Consider the following 18,804-nt stretch of genomic DNA (forward strand, 5'->3'; position numbering starts at 1 on the left):
AATGGGTGGGCGCAACGAGTAGCGTAGTGGTAAGCGGAAGCTACGGATTGGAGTGGAAGTGGGCGGCTGCCACTAACCTAATTTGGGTGGGTGCGTTAAGGTCTTCAACTAAACATTCTCCCTTCCTTCCAACGTTTCCGCCATGAACGATACCCAGCTTCTCCAGAACTACTCCGAGCAGGAAAAAACTGCTTACCTCAGCGTAATTGCCAGCTTGGCTTCGGCCGACCGCGAAGCGTCGGAGGCCGAAATCGAATTTCTGCAACAGCTGGCGCAACAAGCCGGATTGTCGGGCGGGGCAGCGCAGCAGGTAGTATCCGCTGCCAAAGACTCCACCAACCAAAGCGTACAGGCCAACCTGGATGCCCTGCGCGGCAGTGACTTGCGCTTCTCATTGGTCACCGACCTCATCAGTTTCGCCCGCGCCGACGGCTCGTACGCCAACGATGAAGAAGCCATGGTGAACAAGATTTCCGCTTACCTAGGCATCAATCAGCAGCAGACGCAGGCGCTGGAGCAAGTAGTAGACCAGGCGTCCAAAGTGCCACACGATGCCAGCGACCCAGCCAAGCAAGGCTTTTTGGGCGGCATTACTGATAAGCTTTCCAGCGTAGGCATTCCCAAGGGTGCTCTTATGGCCGGTTTGCTGGGTGTGGTGGCCCCGATGGTCATTTCGAAAGTAATGGGTGGCCGCAGCCAAGGCATGGGTGGCGGCATGATGGGCGGTGGCACGATGGGCGGCTTGCTCGGCGGTGCTATGGGCGGTAACTCCATGGGCGGCTTGTTAGGTGGTTTGCTCGGTGGCGGCTTGCTTAGTAGTGTACTGGGCGGTGGCGGCCAGAGTGCCGGCAACTACCCGCAGCAGGGCTCACACGTAGGCAGCGGCGGCTTAGGCTCCCTGATGTCGGTGCTGGGCGGCTTGGGTGGTCAGCCTAACTCGGCGCCGCGTAGCGCTGGCGGTGGCGGCCTGGGCAGTCTGCTGGGCGGTGGCGGCTCGATGGGTGGCCTGCTCGGCGGCTTGCTGGGCGGCCGCTAGCCGAACAGAACTTTAAAACAGAACGAGGCCCCGCATCTGCGGGGCCTCGTTCTGTTTTAAGGCCGAATAATACAACTTAGCTGGGGTTTGCCGGGTCGAGGCTGTCGGTGGGGGTGGCTATCTGCACGATGGTGGTGCCGGCGTTGGCGAATACGCCACCGTGCTGTTCTACCACTTCAATTAGCCGGTAGTTCAAATCCTCTTTCACGTTCAGGTATTCGTCGTAGCTGTTGGTGCTCACGAAGTATTGCACGCTCACTTCCTTGGCGGTAGGCGTGAGGGCCGAAAATTTCACTTCGGCGGGAGCCTCTACTAAGGTATGGGCTTCAATAGCGGTGCGGCTGCCTTGCACAATGGCGCGGAGCTGCTCACTGGTGGTGCTTTGGCTGAGGCTGAGCGTGAAGCTAACCCGGCGGGCCGTGCGCAACGAGAGGTTGTCGAGCGGCTTGTCAATCATGCTTTTGTTGGGCACCGTCACGTAGCTTTTTTCGGCGGTGCGCAGGCGGGTGCTTCTAAAGCCCACTTTCTCCACGGTGCCCGTAATGCCGCCCACCGTTACCAGCTCACCCACGGCAAAAGGCCGGTCGAGGAAGATGGTGAACGAGGCAATCAGGTTTTCCAGGCTTTCCTTAGCGGCAAAGGCCACGGCCAACCCCCCAATGCCGAGGCCGCCAATTAAGGCCGTAACGTTCACGCCAAACACCCGGCTCAGCATCACCAGAAACGTAAGCGTGATAACAAGCACCTTCAGCAAGTCTTTGGCAAACGGAATCAGCTGGTTGTTGAGGTGCGAGGGCGTGGCCTCGGCCCGCCGCCGGTACACGGCCACCAGAAAGTCGATGACGCGCAAGGCAATCCAGCCCACCCCCGAGAAAACCGCTAACTGATACAGCCGGAAAAAGAACACCTTCAGGGCCGGCTCGTTGCGCGTTATTTCCGAGCTGCGCACCGGGTAATCGAGCACCTGAAACGCGAAATAGATGGTCACCAGGAAAATAACCACCGACAACGGCTGAATCAACAGATCCTGAAAGTGCTGCTCGCCTACATCCTCGGTCTTGTTGCGAATAAACCGAAACAGAAGCTTGGATACCAGCTTGGATAGCAGGGTTTTGAAGGCGAAGCCAAACAGCAGAATGCCCGCACACCACAAATAGGCCTCTACGTCGTTGCCTAGGAAGCGCTGACGGAGAAATTCATTGAAGGTCATTTTTTATACAGGATCTTGGAGTCTTGGGAGCCTAGGGTCTTGGCTAACGTTCTGATACTTGCTAACGGGAATGGTGCAGCGTGAGGAAGAGTGCAGAAAGGCCGTTTCGCAATGAACGGAACTAGGGGTGTATGGTTCACATAGAACGCCAGCCAAGCCCCCGAAGCTCTCCGGACTTATAGACTCCAAGCCCCAACTATACGAGCTGCCGTAGCGCCATTTCAAATGATTTCTGCGCCAGTCCAATGGGAGCGTCGCCTTGCAGGCGGGTGCGCTCCAGGGCCTGGCGGATTACACGGGAAGTATCGGCGAAAATGGCCTGGTCGGTAATTTCGGCGTTGGTTTCCATGAGGTAGGCAAACACCCGCGCCATGCCGCAGTTGGCAATAAAATCGGGAATGACGGAGGTGTGGCTATCGGCAAACTCGCCGGTCGGGCCGAAAAAGATTTCCGGGTCCTGAAACGGCACGTTGGCCCCGCACGAAATAACTTCCAGGCCGCCGGCAATCAGTTGCTCTACCTGCTCGCGCGTAACGAGGCGCGAGGATGCGGCCGGAATAAAGATTTCGGCACCCGAATGCCAGATGTGCTGGTTTATCTCCTGGAACGAGAGCAGGTTGCTGGCGGTCAGGCTGTTACCCTCCCGGCTCAGGAACAGTTCCCGGATTTCTTCCAGCGCGAAGCCCTCTGGTTTCAGCAAGCCCCCGGCCCGGTCGATGATGCCGGTGATGCGCACGCCTTGGCTGGCCAGGTAGTAAGCCGCCGCCGCGCCCACGTTGCCCCAGCCCTGGATAATAGCCCGCTTGCCCGCCACCTGCCGGTTGCCCCACAGCTCGTAGTAGTGGCGCACCGCTTCGGCCACGCCGTAGCCCGTAATCAGGTCGGCCACGGTGTATTTGCGGCGCAGGTCGGGTGTGAACGTGGCGTCTTCCAGCACTTTCACTACGCCTTGGCGCAGCTGGCCCAGCTTCTGAATCTTCTGGGGCTCGGTGGCACGGTAGTGGCCGTTCACTACGCCCTCCTGCGGGTGCCAGAGCCCATAGTCCTCGGTAATCGGAATAACATCGTGGATTTCGTCCACGTTCAGGTCGCCGCCGGTGCCGTAGTAGGCTTTGAGCAGCGGAATAACGGCGCGGTACCACCGTTCCAGCACGCCCCGTTTGCGCGGGTCCTGCGGATCGAAGTTGATGCCCGACTTGGCGCCACCAATAGCAGGCCCCGACACCGTGAATTTCACCTCCATGGTTTTGGCTAGGCTTTCCACTTCGCGCTTGTCGAGGCCTTTGCGCATGCGGGTGCCGCCACCGGCCGCGCCGCCCCGCAACGAGTTGATTACCACCCAGCCTTCGGCTTCGGTTTCCGCATCTTTCCACTCAAAAACGATTTCCGGACGCTTGTTCTCGAACTGGGCTAGTAGGTCTTTCATGGAAAATTAGGAGGTGAAAAAAAGAAAACCACGATTTTTATGCGTCAAAGGTAAGCAGCCCTCGTTGAGCTTTGGGGTCTTTTGCCATCCAGCGAATCAATTCCCCAGACTTGTTCGTTAGAGGAGCAACCAAATTTTTTGCGGGGATTTCCGTTCATAGGAACTCTTTCCATCAGAAATAGCGTATTACCAATATTCCTGACGGAAGTGCATTTTTCTTTTCCAGCCACCGTTGTAAATCAGTATGAAACCCTTGCTCTCACGCGTAGAATCCAAAAAAGTAGATAAGGCCGCTGCCATGCTTAAAGTATTGGCCCACCCAAAGCGCCTAGCCATTGTAGACCTGCTGGGTAAAGAAGAGAAAATGACGGTAACGGAAATCTACCGCACCCTTGATCTGCCCCAGGCCATTGCTTCCCAGCACCTGATTACGCTCAAAGACCGGGGCATCCTGTCCTCGTTCAAAGTAGGTACCAAGATTTACTACTCGCTTTCCATTCCAAAGCTGCTCGACGTAATTGACTCGCTGGAAGAGTGCTGCGATACTATGTAGGCTAAGCTGCGGCTTATGTTGCAACCGAAAAAGACCGCCTTCTGACGGTCTTTTTTCGTTTGGGTGCCTACTGTGGAGCTTAAACTAGCAACGCTGCACGCTTAAACGCACGACGCCCCTGCCGTTACTATCGAATGGCAGGGGCGTCGTGCGTTTAAGCGTGTCGGGTGGGTTAAGCCACCGTCGGCTGGTTTTCCAGGTCGAACAGGTCGGTTAGTACGTCGATGAGGTGGTCAGCTTCGCCGCGCTTGCAGGCGGCTTTCAGCTGTACTACGGGGTGCTTCAATACCTTCTGCATCAACGATTTGGTTATTTCGTCCATGCGGCGGGCTTCTTCGGGGCTCATCTTCTTCTGGTAGCGGTCCATTTCCTCCTGCCGAATCTGCTCCAGGGCATTTTTCAGCTTCTGAATGGTAGGTGAAACCAGCATTTCCTTGCTCCAGTCGTTGAGGCCGGCAATGCTTTCGGCAATGATGGCGCGTACCTGCGGCACCGCTGCTAAGCGGCGTTCCAGCGCAGCCGAAGCCTTGCTCTGAATGGCGTCGATGTTGTAGACCAGCACGCCGGGCACGGTTTCCACCTCGCCCTCAATGCTGCGCGGCACCGACAGGTCGATGAAGAACTTGTAGCTCAGCACGTCGAGGTTGGCTACCAGCTCGCGGGTGAAAAAGGGTGTGGGCGCGCTGATTGAGGAGATGATAACGTCGGCATCTTTGAGGCCGGCGGCCAAGTTCTCGAAATCCAGCACTTTGAGGCCGCACTCCCCGGCCAGTATAGCGGCTTTCGAGCGGGTGCGGTTGCAGATGGTTACGTCGGTGAAAAACTTACTGTCGCCGAAGTGGCGGCACACATCAGCCCCAATTTCGCCCAGGCCCACAATCAGTACGCGCGGGTTGGCTACGTCGGCGGTTAGTTCTTCTACCAGTTCCAAGGCAGCATACGAGGTGGAAGCGGCCCCGTCGCGGAAGGAAGTTTCCTGCTGCACGCGCTTGTTGGTGAAGAATACCGTGTGCAGCAAGCGGTGCAAGAATGGCCCGGCCGCATCCTCATCCGCCGACCACTGGTAGGCCTGCTTCACTTGGTTGCTGATTTGCAGGTCGCCAACCACTTGAGCATCAAGGCCCATAGCTACCTCGAAGAGGTGCTGTACGGCTTCGTCGGTGGTGGGGAGAATATCGAAGTAGGGGAAGTACTGGCTGACGTCGGTCAGGTGCTTCATCTCACCTAAGGCCTCAATAATGGCGGGGCTCTGGTCCTGCTCGGCGGCGTAGTACACCTCGGTCCGGTTGCAGGTACTGAGCACGAGCAGATCGGTCAGGTTCAACTCGTGGTGAAGAGTATGCAGGAAGCGGCGGCAGGCAGCTTCGTCCAGCGCAATCAGCTCGCGGATTTCCAGCGGCGCTTTTTTGAAGGACAAACTGACGGCCTTAAACGGGTAGGGCATAGCGGATGGCAACTGCAATTGCAGACGGCAAAATTACGGCACAAATTGGTACCATGAAAACAGTGAGTAGTACCCTGAGGTTCATCGTTTCCTGAAACTTCGATTCTGGCGTTTCAACGGGGATTACCGCAGCGTTAGCCCGCTAAAATCATGTGCTTTTCAGTGACTGAATGCATACCAAATGCGCTATTTCACTTAGGCAGCCTCGGCAGGCAGTATCTTCGGCGAGCCTAGCTGTTCTGTTCGTGCTACTCGTATGAGCGAGCAATTAGGTTGCTTCCACCGGCGTTTAGCTTTTTATTTCCCGCACTGCTTTGATAGGCATCTACGACCAAAAATCCCGTATTAAGCTGCTGATTGTAGCGGTGGCGCTCCTTATTGCGGCGGCTACTATTATTTACACCAACATACTGGTGCAACGCGTTTCGGAGCGAGAGCAAGAACAGATTGCGCTATATGCCAAGGCGCAACGTTTCATTATCAATATCAGCTCAGAAGAGGATTCAAATAGCAATTTCGTATTCGAGGAGATTATAGGTGCAAACAAAACCATTCCATTGGTGCTGACAGATGCCGCTGGCAATGCTATTGACGCTAAGAATGTGAATATGCCGCAGGGGCTTTCTGAAAAAGCAGCTATTGCCTTCTTACGCCGGGAAGTTGCGGCAATGAAATTGCAACATCAGCCTATTGTTATAGAACTAGGAGCCTCACAACGCAACTATATATACTATAAAGACTCAGCGCTGCTAGCTCAGTTACGGACGTATCCATTGGTACAGTTAGCTGTTATTGCCAGTTTGGGCATCATTGCTTACTTCGCATTCAGCTACTCGCGGCGCTCCGAGCAGAACCGGGTGTGGGTGGGGCTGGCCAAGGAAACCGCGCACCAGCTGGGTACGCCGCTTAGCAGCCTGATGGCTTGGCAGAGCTACCTGAGTGAGAGTGAACGGTTTAAAGATGAGCCGATAGTGGAGGAACTGGGCAAAGACATCCGGCGCCTCCAGATTATCACCGAGCGGTTCAGCAACATTGGCTCGGTGCCGGTGCTCAAGCACGAAAACATCTTGCGTACCACCCAGAACGCCATTGCCTACCTGCAAAGCCGGGTTTCCAAGAAAGTGGTTTTTGAAATCAAGACGGATTTGCCCACCGACACGCCCGCGCTGGTCAACATTCCGCTGTTCGACTGGGTGATTGAAAACATCTGCAAAAACGCGGTGGATGCCATGGACGGCCGCGGCAGCATCACGCTACACCTGCGCCGCCCGGTCCGTGACCGGACTTCCATTGCCATCGACATCACCGACACCGGCAAAGGCATCCCGAAGAGCCGCATCGACCGGGTATTTCTGCCGGGCTATACCACCAAAAAGCGCGGCTGGGGGCTGGGGTTGGCCTTGGCCAAGCGCATCATCGAGAACTACCACAAAGGCAAGCTCTTTGTGAAGTGGAGCGAGGTAGGGCGCGGCACCACGTTCCGGCTGGTGCTGAAGGGGTAAGTGGTGAGATAGTGAAGTGGTGAACTGGTGAGTTTGATGTTCTCGCAACGCTACTTGCGCAGACAGAACATCAAACTCACCAGTTCACCACTTCACTATCTCACTTCTCGGCGGTTACGGTTTCAGCGGCCTCGTTGGCCTTCTTCACTTCCTTCTGATTGGTAAGCTCCACGTAGCTGTTGCCCGTTACGCGCTTGCCGTGGTGGGTGCCTTCTACGCGGCACATGCCTTCCCAATAGTGCATCCTGATGCCGGCAAACAGCTTGAGTGTCAGCTCCTGGTTGGGTATGACGGGCGTGATGGTGAGGTCGTAGCCTTGGCTGGGAATGCGCAGGCGCCACTTGCTGGGGTAGCGGAGCTTGGAGGTCGGGCTGGTCCAGTAGTCGGTTACTTCCAGCTGAAAATCCGACTCCTTGAGGTGGGCGTTCTGGTTCTGGCTGCCATAGTGGGAGCCTCCGCCAATGTGCTGGCCAGTGGCGCGGTTGTAGAGCTGATAGGCCATGATTTCCTCGCGCGGCTCATCCAGCTGAATGCTGAACCAGTCCCAGCCCATGTCCTTGGCCATCACGCTGTTGCAGTTCCATTGCCGGTCGTACCACAGCTCGCCTTCCACCTGCCGGGTTTTGCCGCCTATTTCCACGGTGCCAGTGGCCGTGAGGCGCGGGTAGCTGTAGTAGCCTGCCTTGGCGGTGGGGCCGTACTGCTCGTAGCCGGTGCCGCTGTGCAGGAGCACGGGTTTGGCGGGCGTGGTGGTGAGGTTGATGGCTTGGCCTTGGTGAGCGACCATGCGAGCCTGCAAATGGTACTGGCCTTCCTGGCCAGTGAGGGTCCAGCGCTGGGCTTGCTTGGTAGTAGCCAGGTTGAGCGGCAGGGTAGGGGCCAGCAGTTGCGGCAGGCGCTCCACTTTATAGTCGTAGCGGAACTGCTTGGCTTGCGGGTCGGTGAGGGCGAAGTTCACCATCTGCCAGTCCTTTTTGCCGGTGACGTTGAAGTGAAAAAACACGTATTCTACCCCGAACGTCTCGCCGGTGGCTTTGTCGCGCAGGTGGCCGGTGAAGTACCACCACTCCAGGGAGTTCTGTTTGTGCACGGCTTCTTCCTGCGGGAGCTGGGCCCGCTCGGCAACTACGTCGTACTTATTAGTTGGTTTGAGCGAGCAACTGGTGGCGGTGAATAGTAGAGCGAGGGTAACGAGCAATAGGTTCTTCATACCCCGGAATAAGGATTTTCAGGGCAGAAAGGTTTACGGCTTGCGCCGGAATCAATTACTAGGCTGGTGCCGGAAAGGCTTTGACAACAACTGCCAAAAGTCGCGGAGAATGTAATGTGAAGAATATGATCTTATGCCACCAGCCACTATTACAACCTTACCTAATTTCCTTTTATCAGAGATAAGCTCAACGATAATAGATTGCTCATGAAGAGTGCTAAGGAGCTTTTCTTCTATCACAAAACCGATAGATGAAAAGATTACCAACTGGTTGGCAGAAGTCGACGGTGGTAGCGCCAACTCGAAACTGCCGTCCGCCCCGGTTGAGGTGCCGGTGATTGTGTTTTTGAGCAGGACAGTCACACCCGGTAAACCTTGGCCGGTGCTTTTGTCGGTGACTTTGCCACGTAGGATATGCTGGCTGGAATCAACTTTCGTTTGCAGCTGCTGCCGCTGCCGTAATGCCGCTACTTTCTGTTCGTCTCGCGTGAGCAGGTCGTATTGTACAGTTGTTTGAGTCTGGCCGCGGCCTTGTTCGGCAGCTACTTCCCGCAAGCCCAAAACTGTTGCCGTAGTGGTCAGCCACGTACGCCAGCGCGGGGCGGGTGCTGGCGGCATCAGCAACGGCCGGCTCAGCTGGTCGGCGCGGAACCGGCCGCAGGGGGCGGCAGTGCGTTGTAGCAGCGCCAGAATTTCGGCATCGGTTTTCTGGGTGAAGTCTAGGACTACTTTGTTGCAGGCGGCGCAATGGCGGCCTTGCGCATCGGGTGTCATGGCGGCCCAGTTTTCGTGGCAGGGCTGCGGAATGGCAAGCATGGTAGGGGTTGGCATGGCAGTAGCAGTGAAGTCTGCCTATCTGATGCCGGGTCCCGCTGGATTCCACATCCGAAATCGAAAAAAGATAAAGCGCAACCTCAACTCGATGGTGAGGTTGCGCTTTATTATTCGTTTGACTCCGCCTACTTCTACTTCAATGGTGGTGCTTGAGGTGGGTCGTGTTGCACAATGCGCCCCATAATCTGCCCGCGCCCTTCCACCGACTTCAGCCGGACGCTAAGCGCGCTTGGGGCCGGCGAAACCTTCACACTGACGATTTGCTGCTTGAATACGAAGGGGCTGCCCTGTATTCGTAGGCTTACGGTACCGTTCTGCACCACTTCCCATTGCTGCGGCATCGTGAAGCTGAAATTGCCTTGCTCGTCGGTTACGGCGCCGTACTTGGTTTCCCCGATGAAGATTTCCGCGCCTTGCACGCCGGTGCCGGTGGAATCATCGAGCACGCGGCCCCGGATGGTGACTTGGCCTTTGGGAGCGGAAGCAGTAGCGTCGGCTTGCTCGGTGGCGCCGACGGCTGGCGTGTTTTGCGGGGCGGTGGTTTGGCAGGCCGTAAGCACCGGCTCCAGCCCCAGCAGGGCCAAGGCCGTAACCAGCCACCGGCGCCACCGCGGCTGTGGTGCGGGCACTACGGGTGCAAATTGCCCGGCCCGGAAAAAGCCGCAGACGTTGCCCGCAGTAGGGCGGCTGAGCCAGGCCGTCACTTCAACATCGCTCATGCGCGAGAAGTCTACGACTTCATGCTGGCAGCTGCCGCAGAAACGGCCATCGGCGGTGGGCGTCATATTGGCCCAGGCTTTGGAGCAGGGACTTGGAACAGAGAAGGCCATATAGAGAATGGGTTAGTCTAGTAGGTAGATGCCGGCACTAGCCGAATTTCACATAGAGCAGAAAGAAACTACTCAGGCTGCTCAGGCAAAGGGTATGCCGGAGGGATAAATTTGATGGTCGACATTTTGGGCGGTAGCGGTTTGGGCTTCCATTCATCTGCTTCTAGTGCTACCGGGTCAGGCTCGCCCATCACTAAGTAGTTGGGATTTTCACGGAGTCTTATTTCACTAGCATTGGCTGGCCGGATTCGGCGGCCGATATACCCTTGCATGTCACCTTGAGGAGAAGTGTCGGCTACTACAAATAGCAGAGAATCGCGCAGATGTGACGGAATCTGAAGCGTAAAATGGCCGTTGGCGTCCGTGTGCGTATGGTGTGTGGTATCGGCCAAACTAACAATAAGTGCCTGCGGTAAAGGCAAGCCGTTTTCTTTATCCAAGACGCGCCCTTGTACCTGCAGCACAGAGGTTTTGGTGGCAGTTTCTGTAGTCCGTAACCGTACTTCTGCCACGTCAGGTGTTGCGCAACTGCTGAGTGACACGGCCGCGGCGGCCAACCACCGCGCCCAGCTAAAAGGAGGTATTGAGCTTGAAGCCACCTGCTCCGGCCGAAACCGGCCGCATACTTTGCCCGGCTGGCGGAGGGTGGCTAGCACCTCGGCTTCGGAAAGAGCGGTGAAATCGACCACCACTTTGTTGCAGGCGGCGCAGTGCCGGCCACCGGGAGCGGGTGTCATGTCGGCCCAGCTGGCGGAGCAAGGCGAGGGGATGGAAATGCGGGGAGCCATAGCTGGAAGATAAGAAGCTAAGGTGTCAACGTGCAGCCGCCCGGCATTATTCTGTATCTTTTGCCCTCTCAATCCTCTCCACTACCTTGTCTACACCTCTGCCCCCTAGCCGCCTGACCGGCCTTTTTCGCCGCAAAAGCCTCGACGATTTACTAGTCAACCCACCTGCCGATGCCGATGGCCACGGCCACAGTGGCGGGCTGGAGCGTCACCTCACCGTCCGCGACCTGACGGCCTTGGGCATTGCCGCCGTTATTGGGGCCGGCATTTTCAGCACCATCGGCAACGCCTCCCACGACGGAGGGCCGGCGGTGTCGTTGCTGTTCGTGTTTACGGCCGTGGCCTGCGCGTTTTCGGCGCTGTGCTACGCGCAGTTTGCCGCCACCATTCCGGTGAGCGGCTCGGCCTATACCTACGCCTACGCCTCGTTTGGGGAGCTAGCCGCCTGGATAATTGGCTGGGCCCTGATTATGGAGTACGCTGTGGGCAACATCGTGGTGGCCATATCGTGGTCCGACTACTTCACCGGGCTTATGGATGGTATTGGAGTGCACATTCCCATCTGGCTGACCATGGGCATGCAAAGCGCCCACAAGTACTACAACGAAGTGCTGGAACTGATGCAGTCCGGCAAGCCCCTGGCTGATGCTACTCCCACGCAGCTAGCGGGTTACAACGCGTGGGCGGCCGCCCCCGAGCTGCCGGGCGGCTTGCGGCTGGTGGTTGACTTACCGGCCGGCCTCATCACGCTGCTGATTACGGCGGTGGTGTACATCGGCATCAAGGAATCGAAAAACGCCTCCAACCTGCTGGTGCTGCTGAAGCTGCTGGTGGTGGCCACCGTTATTGGGGTGGGCGTGTTCTACGTGCAGCCCGGCAACTGGAGCCCGTTTGCCCCGAACGGCATTGGGGGCGTGCTGAAAGGTGTATCAGCGGTATTCTTCGCCTATATCGGCTTCGACGCCATTTCCACCACCGCCGAGGAGTGTAAGAACCCCCAGCGCGACTTGCCCCGCGCTATGATTTACGCCCTCATTATTTGCACGGTCCTCTACGTCATTATCACGCTGGTACTCACGGGCATGGTGAGCTACACCGAGCTGGGCGTGGGCGACCCGCTGGCGTTTGTGTTCCAGAAAGTGGGCCTCAACTGGCTGGCGGGCGTGGTAGCTGTATCGGCTATATTCGCTATGGCGTCGGTGCTGCTGGTGTTCCAGATTGGCCAACCCCGCATCTGGATGACTATGTCGCGCGACGGTTTGCTGCCGCCGGTGTTTGCCAAGGTGCACCCTAAGTTTCACACGCCTTCGTTTAGCACCATCGTCACGGGCTTCTTTGTGGGGGTGCCGGCCATGCTGCTCAACATGGACCTGGTTATCGACCTGACCAGCATCGGTACGCTGTTCGCCTTTGCGCTGGTGTGCGGCGGCATCCTCATCATCGACCCCTATGGCACTTCCGACGCCCGCTTCAAGGTGCCCTACATCAACGGGCAGTTTCTGGTACCGCTACTGCTGGTGGTGGGGGTTGTGCTGGTGTTCACCTACAACCAGGCCGGTATTCAGGAGTTTCAGAAGGCCCTGAGCAGCGGCTACGAGGAAACCCGCCACTACATTCCGATGCTGGTGTTCTTTTTGTTCAGCATTGCGCTGGCCTGGCTTTCGTTCCGCAAAAAGCTGAGCCTGCTGCCTACCCTGGGCTTGCTCACCAACCTCTACCTGATGACCCAGCTGGGCGTGAACAACTGGCTGCTGTTCTTTGGCTGGCTGATTATTGGGTTGGCGCTGTACTTCAACTACGGCTTCAAGCACAGCAAGCTCGGCCTGAAAAAGCCGGTGGCTGGCCGCTAGGTTGTTGCTGTTTAGTGTTGCTTTATCTGAACCCGCTGGCCTCTGTAGGCAGCGGGTTCGTTGTGTAGGCTAGCACAGGAGTCTTGTGTTTATAAAGCATATTACCTGCTGATTATGGCTGCTGATTCCTTGCTTGTCGCCCGCCTCGAAGCCGCCCGTCATGAGTTGCTGGACCTAGGTATGCGCAACCCGTTGCTCAACTTTCGGCCTTCGCCGGCGCGGGGCGTAATGATGATGCGGGAGCAGTCGGCGCTGGTGTACGAGGTGCTGGTGCGCCAAGGCAAAACCATGTACTTCCAGGGCGCGCCCGGTTCCAGCAAAACCATCAAGCCTTCGGAGCACACACAGTTCATAAGCGGCTTCACGCACCTGGAAGCTGCCTGGGCGAGCCATAGTTCCTCCAACACCCAGGCCCGGCGCGACGACCACCAGGACGCCGCAACACCGCCGGTGCCCGCACCAGTTGAACTCACGGAAGGCGAGCGGGCCGCTTTACTTACCGACAACAAGCTGCAAACCGACGAACCGGTTGATAAGCTGGAACGCCGCCTGATGAACACGTACTACACGGCCCGCACCAGCTTGGAGGAGCAGGGTGTCAATATTCTGTATCTGGCGCTGGGACAATTGCTATGGTACGAAGCTGACAGCAGCCCCGAGCCGCGTCGGGCTCCGCTGGTGCTGGTGCCGGTGTTGCTGGAGCGCGGCACGGCCGCCGAGCGGTTCAAGCTGCGTTATACCGGCGCCGAAATCGAAAGTAACCTCTCCCTGCAAGCCAAGCTAAAAGCTGGTTTCGGGTTGCTGTTACCGCCGCTGGATGAGGAAGTGCCTGTAGCAGACTATTATACGGCCGTAGCTGCTGCGGTAGCGGGCATGTCGCGCTGGCAAGTGGAAGCGGATAGCATCACGCTAGGCTTCTTTTCCTTCGGGAAGTTCATGCTCTACCACGACCTGGACCCCGCCACTTGGCCCGCCGGCACCGCCCTGCTCGGCCACCCCGCCATTGCCGCCCTGCTCGGCCCCGACACCGGCTTCCGGGACCCGGCGCCCACGCTCAACGAAACCACCTTCCTCGATACCGATAGTCCCGCCCACGAGCTGCATCAGGTACTGGACGCCGACAGTTCCCAGCTACTGGCGCTGCTGGCCGTGCACGAAGGCCGCAACTTGGTGGTGCAGGGGCCACCCGGCACCGGCAAGTCGCAGACCATTGCCAACCTGCTGGCCGAAGCCATTGGCGCGGGCAAGAAGGTGCTGTTCGTGGCCGAAAAGATGGCCGCGCTGGAAGTGGTGAAGCGCCGCCTCGACGGCCTGGGCCTGGGCGCCGCCTGCCTGGAGCTGCACAGCCACAAAGCCAACAAGAAAGCCCTGCACGACGAGCTGAAGCACACGCTAAGCCTCGGCCGACCCGCCACCGCAGCCTCAGTGGCCGACCAGGTGGCGCAGCTGCCCCGCTACCGCGCCACCCTCAACGCCTACGCGCTGGCCGTAAATGCCCCGCTGGGTTTCAGTCGCCGCACGGCGCAGCAGGTGGCAGGCGAGCTGCTACGTCTGAACGAGAAACGCGGGCCCGTGGAACTGCCGCGCCTGCCTTTTCCCAACCTCGCCACCTGGACTGATGCCGATGCTGCCCACGCCGAAACGCTGGCTGCCCAGGTACAGGCTACGGTGCAGAAAATAGGAAAGCCTAGCGCCCTGCTTTTCTGGGGCAGTGAGCTGACCGTACTGCTGCCCGCCACGCAGGCCGTTCTGTCCGAGCAACTTACCAAAGCACAGCAAGCCGTAACCAACCTTGCTATAGCGGCTACCAAGCTGGCGCAGCACTTAGGGCTGCCGGTGCCAACGGAGCGCGCCGCCACTGAAGCCCTGCTACCCGCCGCCCGCCACGCGCAGCTGGCTCCCACCTTGCGCCACCTGGCCGTGCAGGACGGTGCCTGGCTTACTCAAACCGCTCAACTAGCTGAAAGTGTGCAGGCTGGGGCTGCATATACCCGCCTGCGCCAGCAGCACGAGGCTACCGTGCTTCCGGAGGCTTGGGCGCAACCGTTGCTGCCTGAGCGCGCGGCTTTCCTGAGTTACGGCGACAAGTGGTGGAATTTCCTGAGCGGTGACTACCGCCGCGCCAAAAAACGCCTGCAAAGCCTGTGGCGCGGCCCGCTCCCTACCGAGCCGGCCGCCGTACTTCGTACCCTCGACGCCATGCTGGATGCGGCCCGCCACGCGCAGTTGCTTTCACAAGCATCTGGCTTGATGGCCACTCTGTTCGGCCCGGCCTGGCAGGGCGTCCGCTCCGATTGGGGCGCTCTGGAGAAAGCGCAGCACTACCTGACGCTCACGCACCAACGCATCAGCCGGAACGAGCTGCCGAATGAACTGTTAGTGTATCTCGCGCAGGCCCCGAATCCGGAACAGCTGACCCCGCTGCTCACCGCTCTTGAAATTGCTTTAGCCGAGCACCGCACTGCCGTGCAGGCCGTGGTAGATAGCCTGCAACTCAACGAAATCCGTCGGTTTGGGCCGGAGGGGCGGTTGCAATTCCAAGCTTTTGCGCAGCAGCTTACGATGTTAGCCGCCTGGGCCACCGACCTGCCCGCTTTGCGCTTGACCACTGAGTGGAACAACGTGGCGGCTACGGTGCAGGCCGATGGGCTGGCGGAAATGCTGCTGCTGGCCGAGCGGTGGGAGCCAGCCGCCCACCACTTAGTGGCCGCCGTTCGGCAGACGTGGCTGGAGTTTTTGCAAAAACTGGCCTACGAGCAGCACCCCGCATTGCGCCAGTTCGAGCGGGCCAGCCACGAGGAAACCACCACTCGTTTCCGGCAAGCCGACCGAGACTCACTCTACCACAACCGGGTGCGAGCCATGCAGCAGCATTTCGAGCAGTTGCCCAACCAGTTAGCCAGTGGTCAGATGCTGGTACTGCGCAACGAATTTGCCAAGAAAGCCCGCCATTTGCCGTTGCGCAAATTGATGCAGCAGGCTGGCCGGGCCGTGCAGGCCATCAAGCCGGTGTTCATGATGTCGCCGCTGTCGGTGGCCAGCTACCTGCCGCCGGGGGCCGTGGAGTTCGACCTGGTGGTGTTTGATGAAGCCAGCCAGGTGAAGCCCGTCGAAGCCCTGGGTGCCATTGCCCGCGGCCGGCAGCTAGTCGTAGTCGGCGACTCCAAGCAGCTCCCGCCCACCTCGTTCTTCGACTCCCTCACCGGCGCCGGGGAAGACACCGACGAGGACAACGTAACGGCTGACATTCAGAGTATTCTGGAGTTGTGCAAAGCCCGCCAAATGCCCGAGCGGATGCTGCGCTGGCACTACCGCAGCCAGCACCAGTCGTTGATTGCCGCATCCAACCACCTGTTCTATCACGACAAGCTGGTGGTTTTCCCTAGTCCCGGCGGGCAAGAAGAACTGGGCCTGGCCTACCATTATCTGCCCGGCACCTACTACGAGCGGGGCACCACGCGCACCAACCCGCTGGAAGCGCAAGCCGTGGCCGAAGCCGTGTTGCGCCATGCCCGCACCAACCCGCACCGCACGCTAGGAGTAGTGGCTTTCAGCACGGCGCAGCGGCAGGCCATTCAGGATGCGTTGGAAAAACTGCGCCGCCAGCACCCCGAAACCGAGGCGTTTTTCAGCGGCCACCCACACGAACCGTTCTTCGTGAAAAACCTGGAAAACGTGCAGGGCGACGAGCGGGACGTTATCCTGATCAGCATCGGCTACGGCCGCACGCAGGAGGGCTACCTGGCCATGAATTTCGGGCCACTGAACGGAGAAGGTGGTGAACGGCGGATTAACGTGCTCATTTCCCGCGCCAAGCAGCGCTGCGAAGTATTCACCAACCTCACCGCCGACGACCTGGATTTGAGCCGCACTACCGCCAAAGGAGTAGCCGCTCTTAAGACCTTTTTGGCTTTTGCCCAGCACGGCCGCCTGCCCGAAAACCAGGAAACCAGCCTGGCTGAGGAGTCGCCGTTCGAGGAGGCCGTGCACCGCGCCCTCACGGCCCGCGGCTACGTGGTGCGCCCCCAGGTTGGGAGCCAAGGGTTCTATATTGATTTGGCCGTAGTGGACCCCGACCAGCCAGGCCGCTACGTGCTGGGCATTGAGTGCGACGGCGCCATGTACCACCGCGCCCGCTCGGCCCGCGACCGGGACCGGCTGCGGCAGCAAGTGTTGGAAAACGTGGGGTGGCGCCTGCACCGTATCTGGAGCACCGACTGGTTTCGCAACCCCACCGCCGAAATCGAGCGTGCTGTACAAGCCATCGAGCAAGCCCGCTACCTCGCCCCCCTCGCTGCTGCCGATGAGCTGGAAACCGAAGCAGCGACACCACCGGAAGCACCAGTAGGCATAAAGCGCGAGGACATTGCCGCCAGTTCAATTGCCCTTGCCGCTAGCTACCAGATAGCGCAACTGCCAGCGGCCATCCGCAACCGCGAGTTGCACCAGCACAATCTTGGGCAGCTGGCCGGTTGGCTGGCGCAGGTGGTGCGTATCGAAAGCCCGATACACATTGAGGAAGCCACGCGCCGGTTAGCCCAAGCCAGTGGGGCAACGCAGGTAGGAGCGCGCATCCGCAAAACCGTGCAGGCTGCGGCCTTGCTGGCTACCAACCTGCGCCATCTGCGCCGCCAGGGTGATTTCCTGTGGGAAAACACCATGCAGCAACCGCCCCTGCGCGACCGAAGCCAACTGCCAGCCAGTGTACGCAAGCTGCTGCTGGTAGCCCCCGAAGAGGTGGCCCTCGCCCTGCGTACCGTAGTAGAGCAAAGTTTCACGCTGCCCCGCGAAGCCGTGTTTTTGCCCACCGTGCGGCTATTAGGATTCAGCCGCCTGAGCGAAGAAATGCGGCAGTATTTAGAGCCAATGCTAGCCGAGCTATTAGCAAAAGGTGAGCTAGAGGAAACAAACGGGGTGCTGAAGCCTAGTAGTTAAGCAAGCATTCCAACTACTTTTCCGGCACTCTCACGTGTAAACCGGGCTATTAGGATGGGCTACACAATAGAAGCCTGAACTACTTGGCCCGGTGGATAATAGCCACGCTAATCAGGATGATAACCATGCCCAGGAAGTGCCAGTAGTTGAAGGCTTCGCCATCGAGCACGCCCCAGGCCAGCGCCACTATCGGAATCAGGTAGGTGTTGGAGGCGGCGAACAGGGCGGTGGAGCTTTGGATAAGCTTGTTGAATAGCACCATAGCCACGGCCGTGCTCATGGTGGCCAGCAGCGCAATGTAGCCGAAGGCGGGCCACGCGCCGGGCGCCGTGTTCAACTTCAGCAGGAAATCGGTGCCGAATAGCAGAAATGCCAGCGCCGGCCCGCCAATGAAAAGCAGCAGCAAGCTAGTTACGGCCATGGCGGGCATGCCATGGAAATGGTGCTTGATGATGTTCACGCTCATGCCGTAGCCCAACGTTGCCAGCACAATGTAGAGGCCGTACCAGGCATTGCCTTCCCCCGAAGGTGTGGCATCACCGCCGCTGCCACCCAACTGCATCAGCACCACCGTACCAAGTAGCCCCAGCACGATGCCCAGCACCCGCAGCCCCGTGAGCTTCTGCCCGAAAAAAGCGGCACCTACTACCAGCGTAAATACCACCGTCAGGGCGTTGAGTACCCCCGCTAGCCCCGAGGCCAGCCGGGTTTCGGCGTATGCGAACAGGAAAGCCGGAATCAAGGTGCCGACCACGCCGCTTAGAATCAGCCATTTGATTCGGCTGCGGTCCACTTTGCTTACGTGCTTGAGGGCAAACGGCAGCAGCAACAGTGCTGCCACGCTCACCCGCGCCGCGCCCAATTCCAGCGCCGAAAACACCACCAAGCCCTTCTTCATTAAGATAAACGAAGTACCCCAGATGCTGGCCAGCACCACCAGCAAGCCCCAGGCCGAAGCCGGAATCCGGTGGGGTGGGGGCGCAGCTACCGGGGGCGTGGCAGGGGCAGTGGTAACGGCCGGGGCGGGGGAAGTCGGCATGGAGCGAAAAGGATAATTAGGCAGGTGGAGTTAAAAGAAGACCGTCATGCTGAGCTTGTCGAAGCATCTCGCGTGCTGACACCGGAGTAGTAATCCAGCATCAGCACGCGAGATGCTTCGACAAGCTCAGCATGACGGTCTTGTGGT

13 protein-coding genes are annotated in these 18,804 nt (G+C 58.8%); 5 read left to right on the forward strand and 8 right to left on the reverse strand.

What is annotated here, in order from left to right; genetic code table 11:
* Nucleotides 1–142: 142 nt before the first annotated feature.
* A complete protein-coding gene (locus J0X19_RS25015) occupies nt 143–1,036 on the forward strand; it encodes a TerB family tellurite resistance protein (RefSeq protein WP_206985450.1) in 894 nt (297 codons plus the stop codon).
* A 76-nt stretch (nt 1,037–1,112) separates the two neighbouring features.
* On the opposite strand, the gene J0X19_RS16140 is transcribed toward J0X19_RS25015, so the two are convergent.
* Nucleotides 1,113–2,246 carry a mechanosensitive ion channel family protein gene (locus tag J0X19_RS16140; RefSeq protein ID WP_206985451.1) on the reverse strand — a complete coding sequence of 378 codons (1,134 nt, stop codon included), beginning with the start codon at nt 2,244–2,246 and terminating at the stop codon, nt 1,113–1,115.
* A gap of 196 nt (nt 2,247–2,442) precedes the next feature.
* The gene (locus J0X19_RS16145; protein ID WP_206985452.1) at nt 2,443–3,672 is read right to left on the reverse strand and encodes a Glu/Leu/Phe/Val dehydrogenase dimerization domain-containing protein; all 1,230 of its coding nucleotides are present in this window, start codon (nt 3,670–3,672) and stop codon (nt 2,443–2,445) included.
* Between the two features lie 298 nt (nt 3,673–3,970).
* On the opposite strand from J0X19_RS16145, the gene J0X19_RS16150 reads away from it, so the two are divergent.
* Nucleotides 3,971–4,225: an ArsR/SmtB family transcription factor gene (locus tag J0X19_RS16150; RefSeq protein WP_242582784.1), complete on the forward strand. Its 255-nt coding sequence runs from the start codon at nt 3,971–3,973 to the stop codon at nt 4,223–4,225.
* A gap of 172 nt (nt 4,226–4,397) precedes the next feature.
* Here the strand turns inward: J0X19_RS16150 and hemA are convergent, their stop codons facing one another.
* Nucleotides 4,398–5,669, reverse strand: a complete 1,272-nt coding sequence (hemA, locus tag J0X19_RS16155) for a glutamyl-tRNA reductase (protein ID WP_206985453.1) — start codon at nt 5,667–5,669, stop codon at nt 4,398–4,400.
* Nucleotides 5,670–5,983: 314 nt separating this feature from the next.
* Here hemA and J0X19_RS16160 point away from each other — a divergent pair, with 314 nt between their 5' ends.
* A complete protein-coding gene (locus J0X19_RS16160; protein ID WP_206985454.1) occupies nt 5,984–7,171 on the forward strand; it encodes an ATP-binding protein in 1,188 nt (395 codons plus the stop codon).
* Between the two features lie 100 nt (nt 7,172–7,271).
* On the opposite strand, the gene J0X19_RS16165 is transcribed toward J0X19_RS16160, so the two are convergent.
* The 4 genes from J0X19_RS16165 to J0X19_RS16180 all read right to left on the reverse strand — a co-directional run bounded on the left by J0X19_RS16165 (nt 7,272) and on the right by J0X19_RS16180 (nt 10,782).
* Nucleotides 7,272–8,381, reverse strand: a complete 1,110-nt coding sequence (locus tag J0X19_RS16165; RefSeq protein WP_206985455.1) for a carotenoid 1,2-hydratase — start codon at nt 8,379–8,381, stop codon at nt 7,272–7,274.
* A 51-nt stretch (nt 8,382–8,432) separates the two neighbouring features.
* Entirely contained in the window at nt 8,433–9,212 is a 780-nt protein-coding gene (locus J0X19_RS16170) for a carboxypeptidase-like regulatory domain-containing protein (RefSeq protein ID WP_206985456.1), read from the reverse strand.
* 134 nt (nt 9,213–9,346) lie between these two features.
* The gene (locus J0X19_RS16175; RefSeq protein WP_206985457.1) at nt 9,347–10,045 is read right to left on the reverse strand and encodes a carboxypeptidase-like regulatory domain-containing protein; all 699 of its coding nucleotides are present in this window, start codon (nt 10,043–10,045) and stop codon (nt 9,347–9,349) included.
* 68 nt (nt 10,046–10,113) lie between these two features.
* Nucleotides 10,114–10,782, reverse strand: a complete 669-nt coding sequence (locus tag J0X19_RS16180; RefSeq protein ID WP_206985458.1) for a peptidase associated/transthyretin-like domain-containing protein — start codon at nt 10,780–10,782, stop codon at nt 10,114–10,116.
* A gap of 137 nt (nt 10,783–10,919) precedes the next feature.
* Here J0X19_RS16180 and J0X19_RS16185 point away from each other — a divergent pair, with 137 nt between their 5' ends.
* The gene (locus tag J0X19_RS16185) at nt 10,920–12,683 is read left to right on the forward strand and encodes an amino acid permease (RefSeq protein WP_242582786.1); all 1,764 of its coding nucleotides are present in this window, start codon (nt 10,920–10,922) and stop codon (nt 12,681–12,683) included.
* A gap of 114 nt (nt 12,684–12,797) precedes the next feature.
* Nucleotides 12,798–17,618, forward strand: coding sequence for a DUF3320 domain-containing protein (locus J0X19_RS16190; protein WP_206985459.1), 4,821 nt, complete (start codon nt 12,798–12,800; stop codon nt 17,616–17,618).
* A 79-nt stretch (nt 17,619–17,697) separates the two neighbouring features.
* On the opposite strand, the gene J0X19_RS16195 is transcribed toward J0X19_RS16190, so the two are convergent.
* Nucleotides 17,698–18,657, reverse strand: coding sequence for a DMT family transporter (locus J0X19_RS16195; RefSeq protein ID WP_206985460.1), 960 nt, complete (start codon nt 18,655–18,657; stop codon nt 17,698–17,700).
* Nucleotides 18,658–18,804 lie beyond the last annotated feature (147 nt).

The sequence above is a fragment of the Hymenobacter telluris genome, assembly GCF_017313265.1.
GTDB classification, from domain to species: Bacteria; Bacteroidota; Bacteroidia; order Cytophagales; family Hymenobacteraceae; genus Hymenobacter; species Hymenobacter telluris.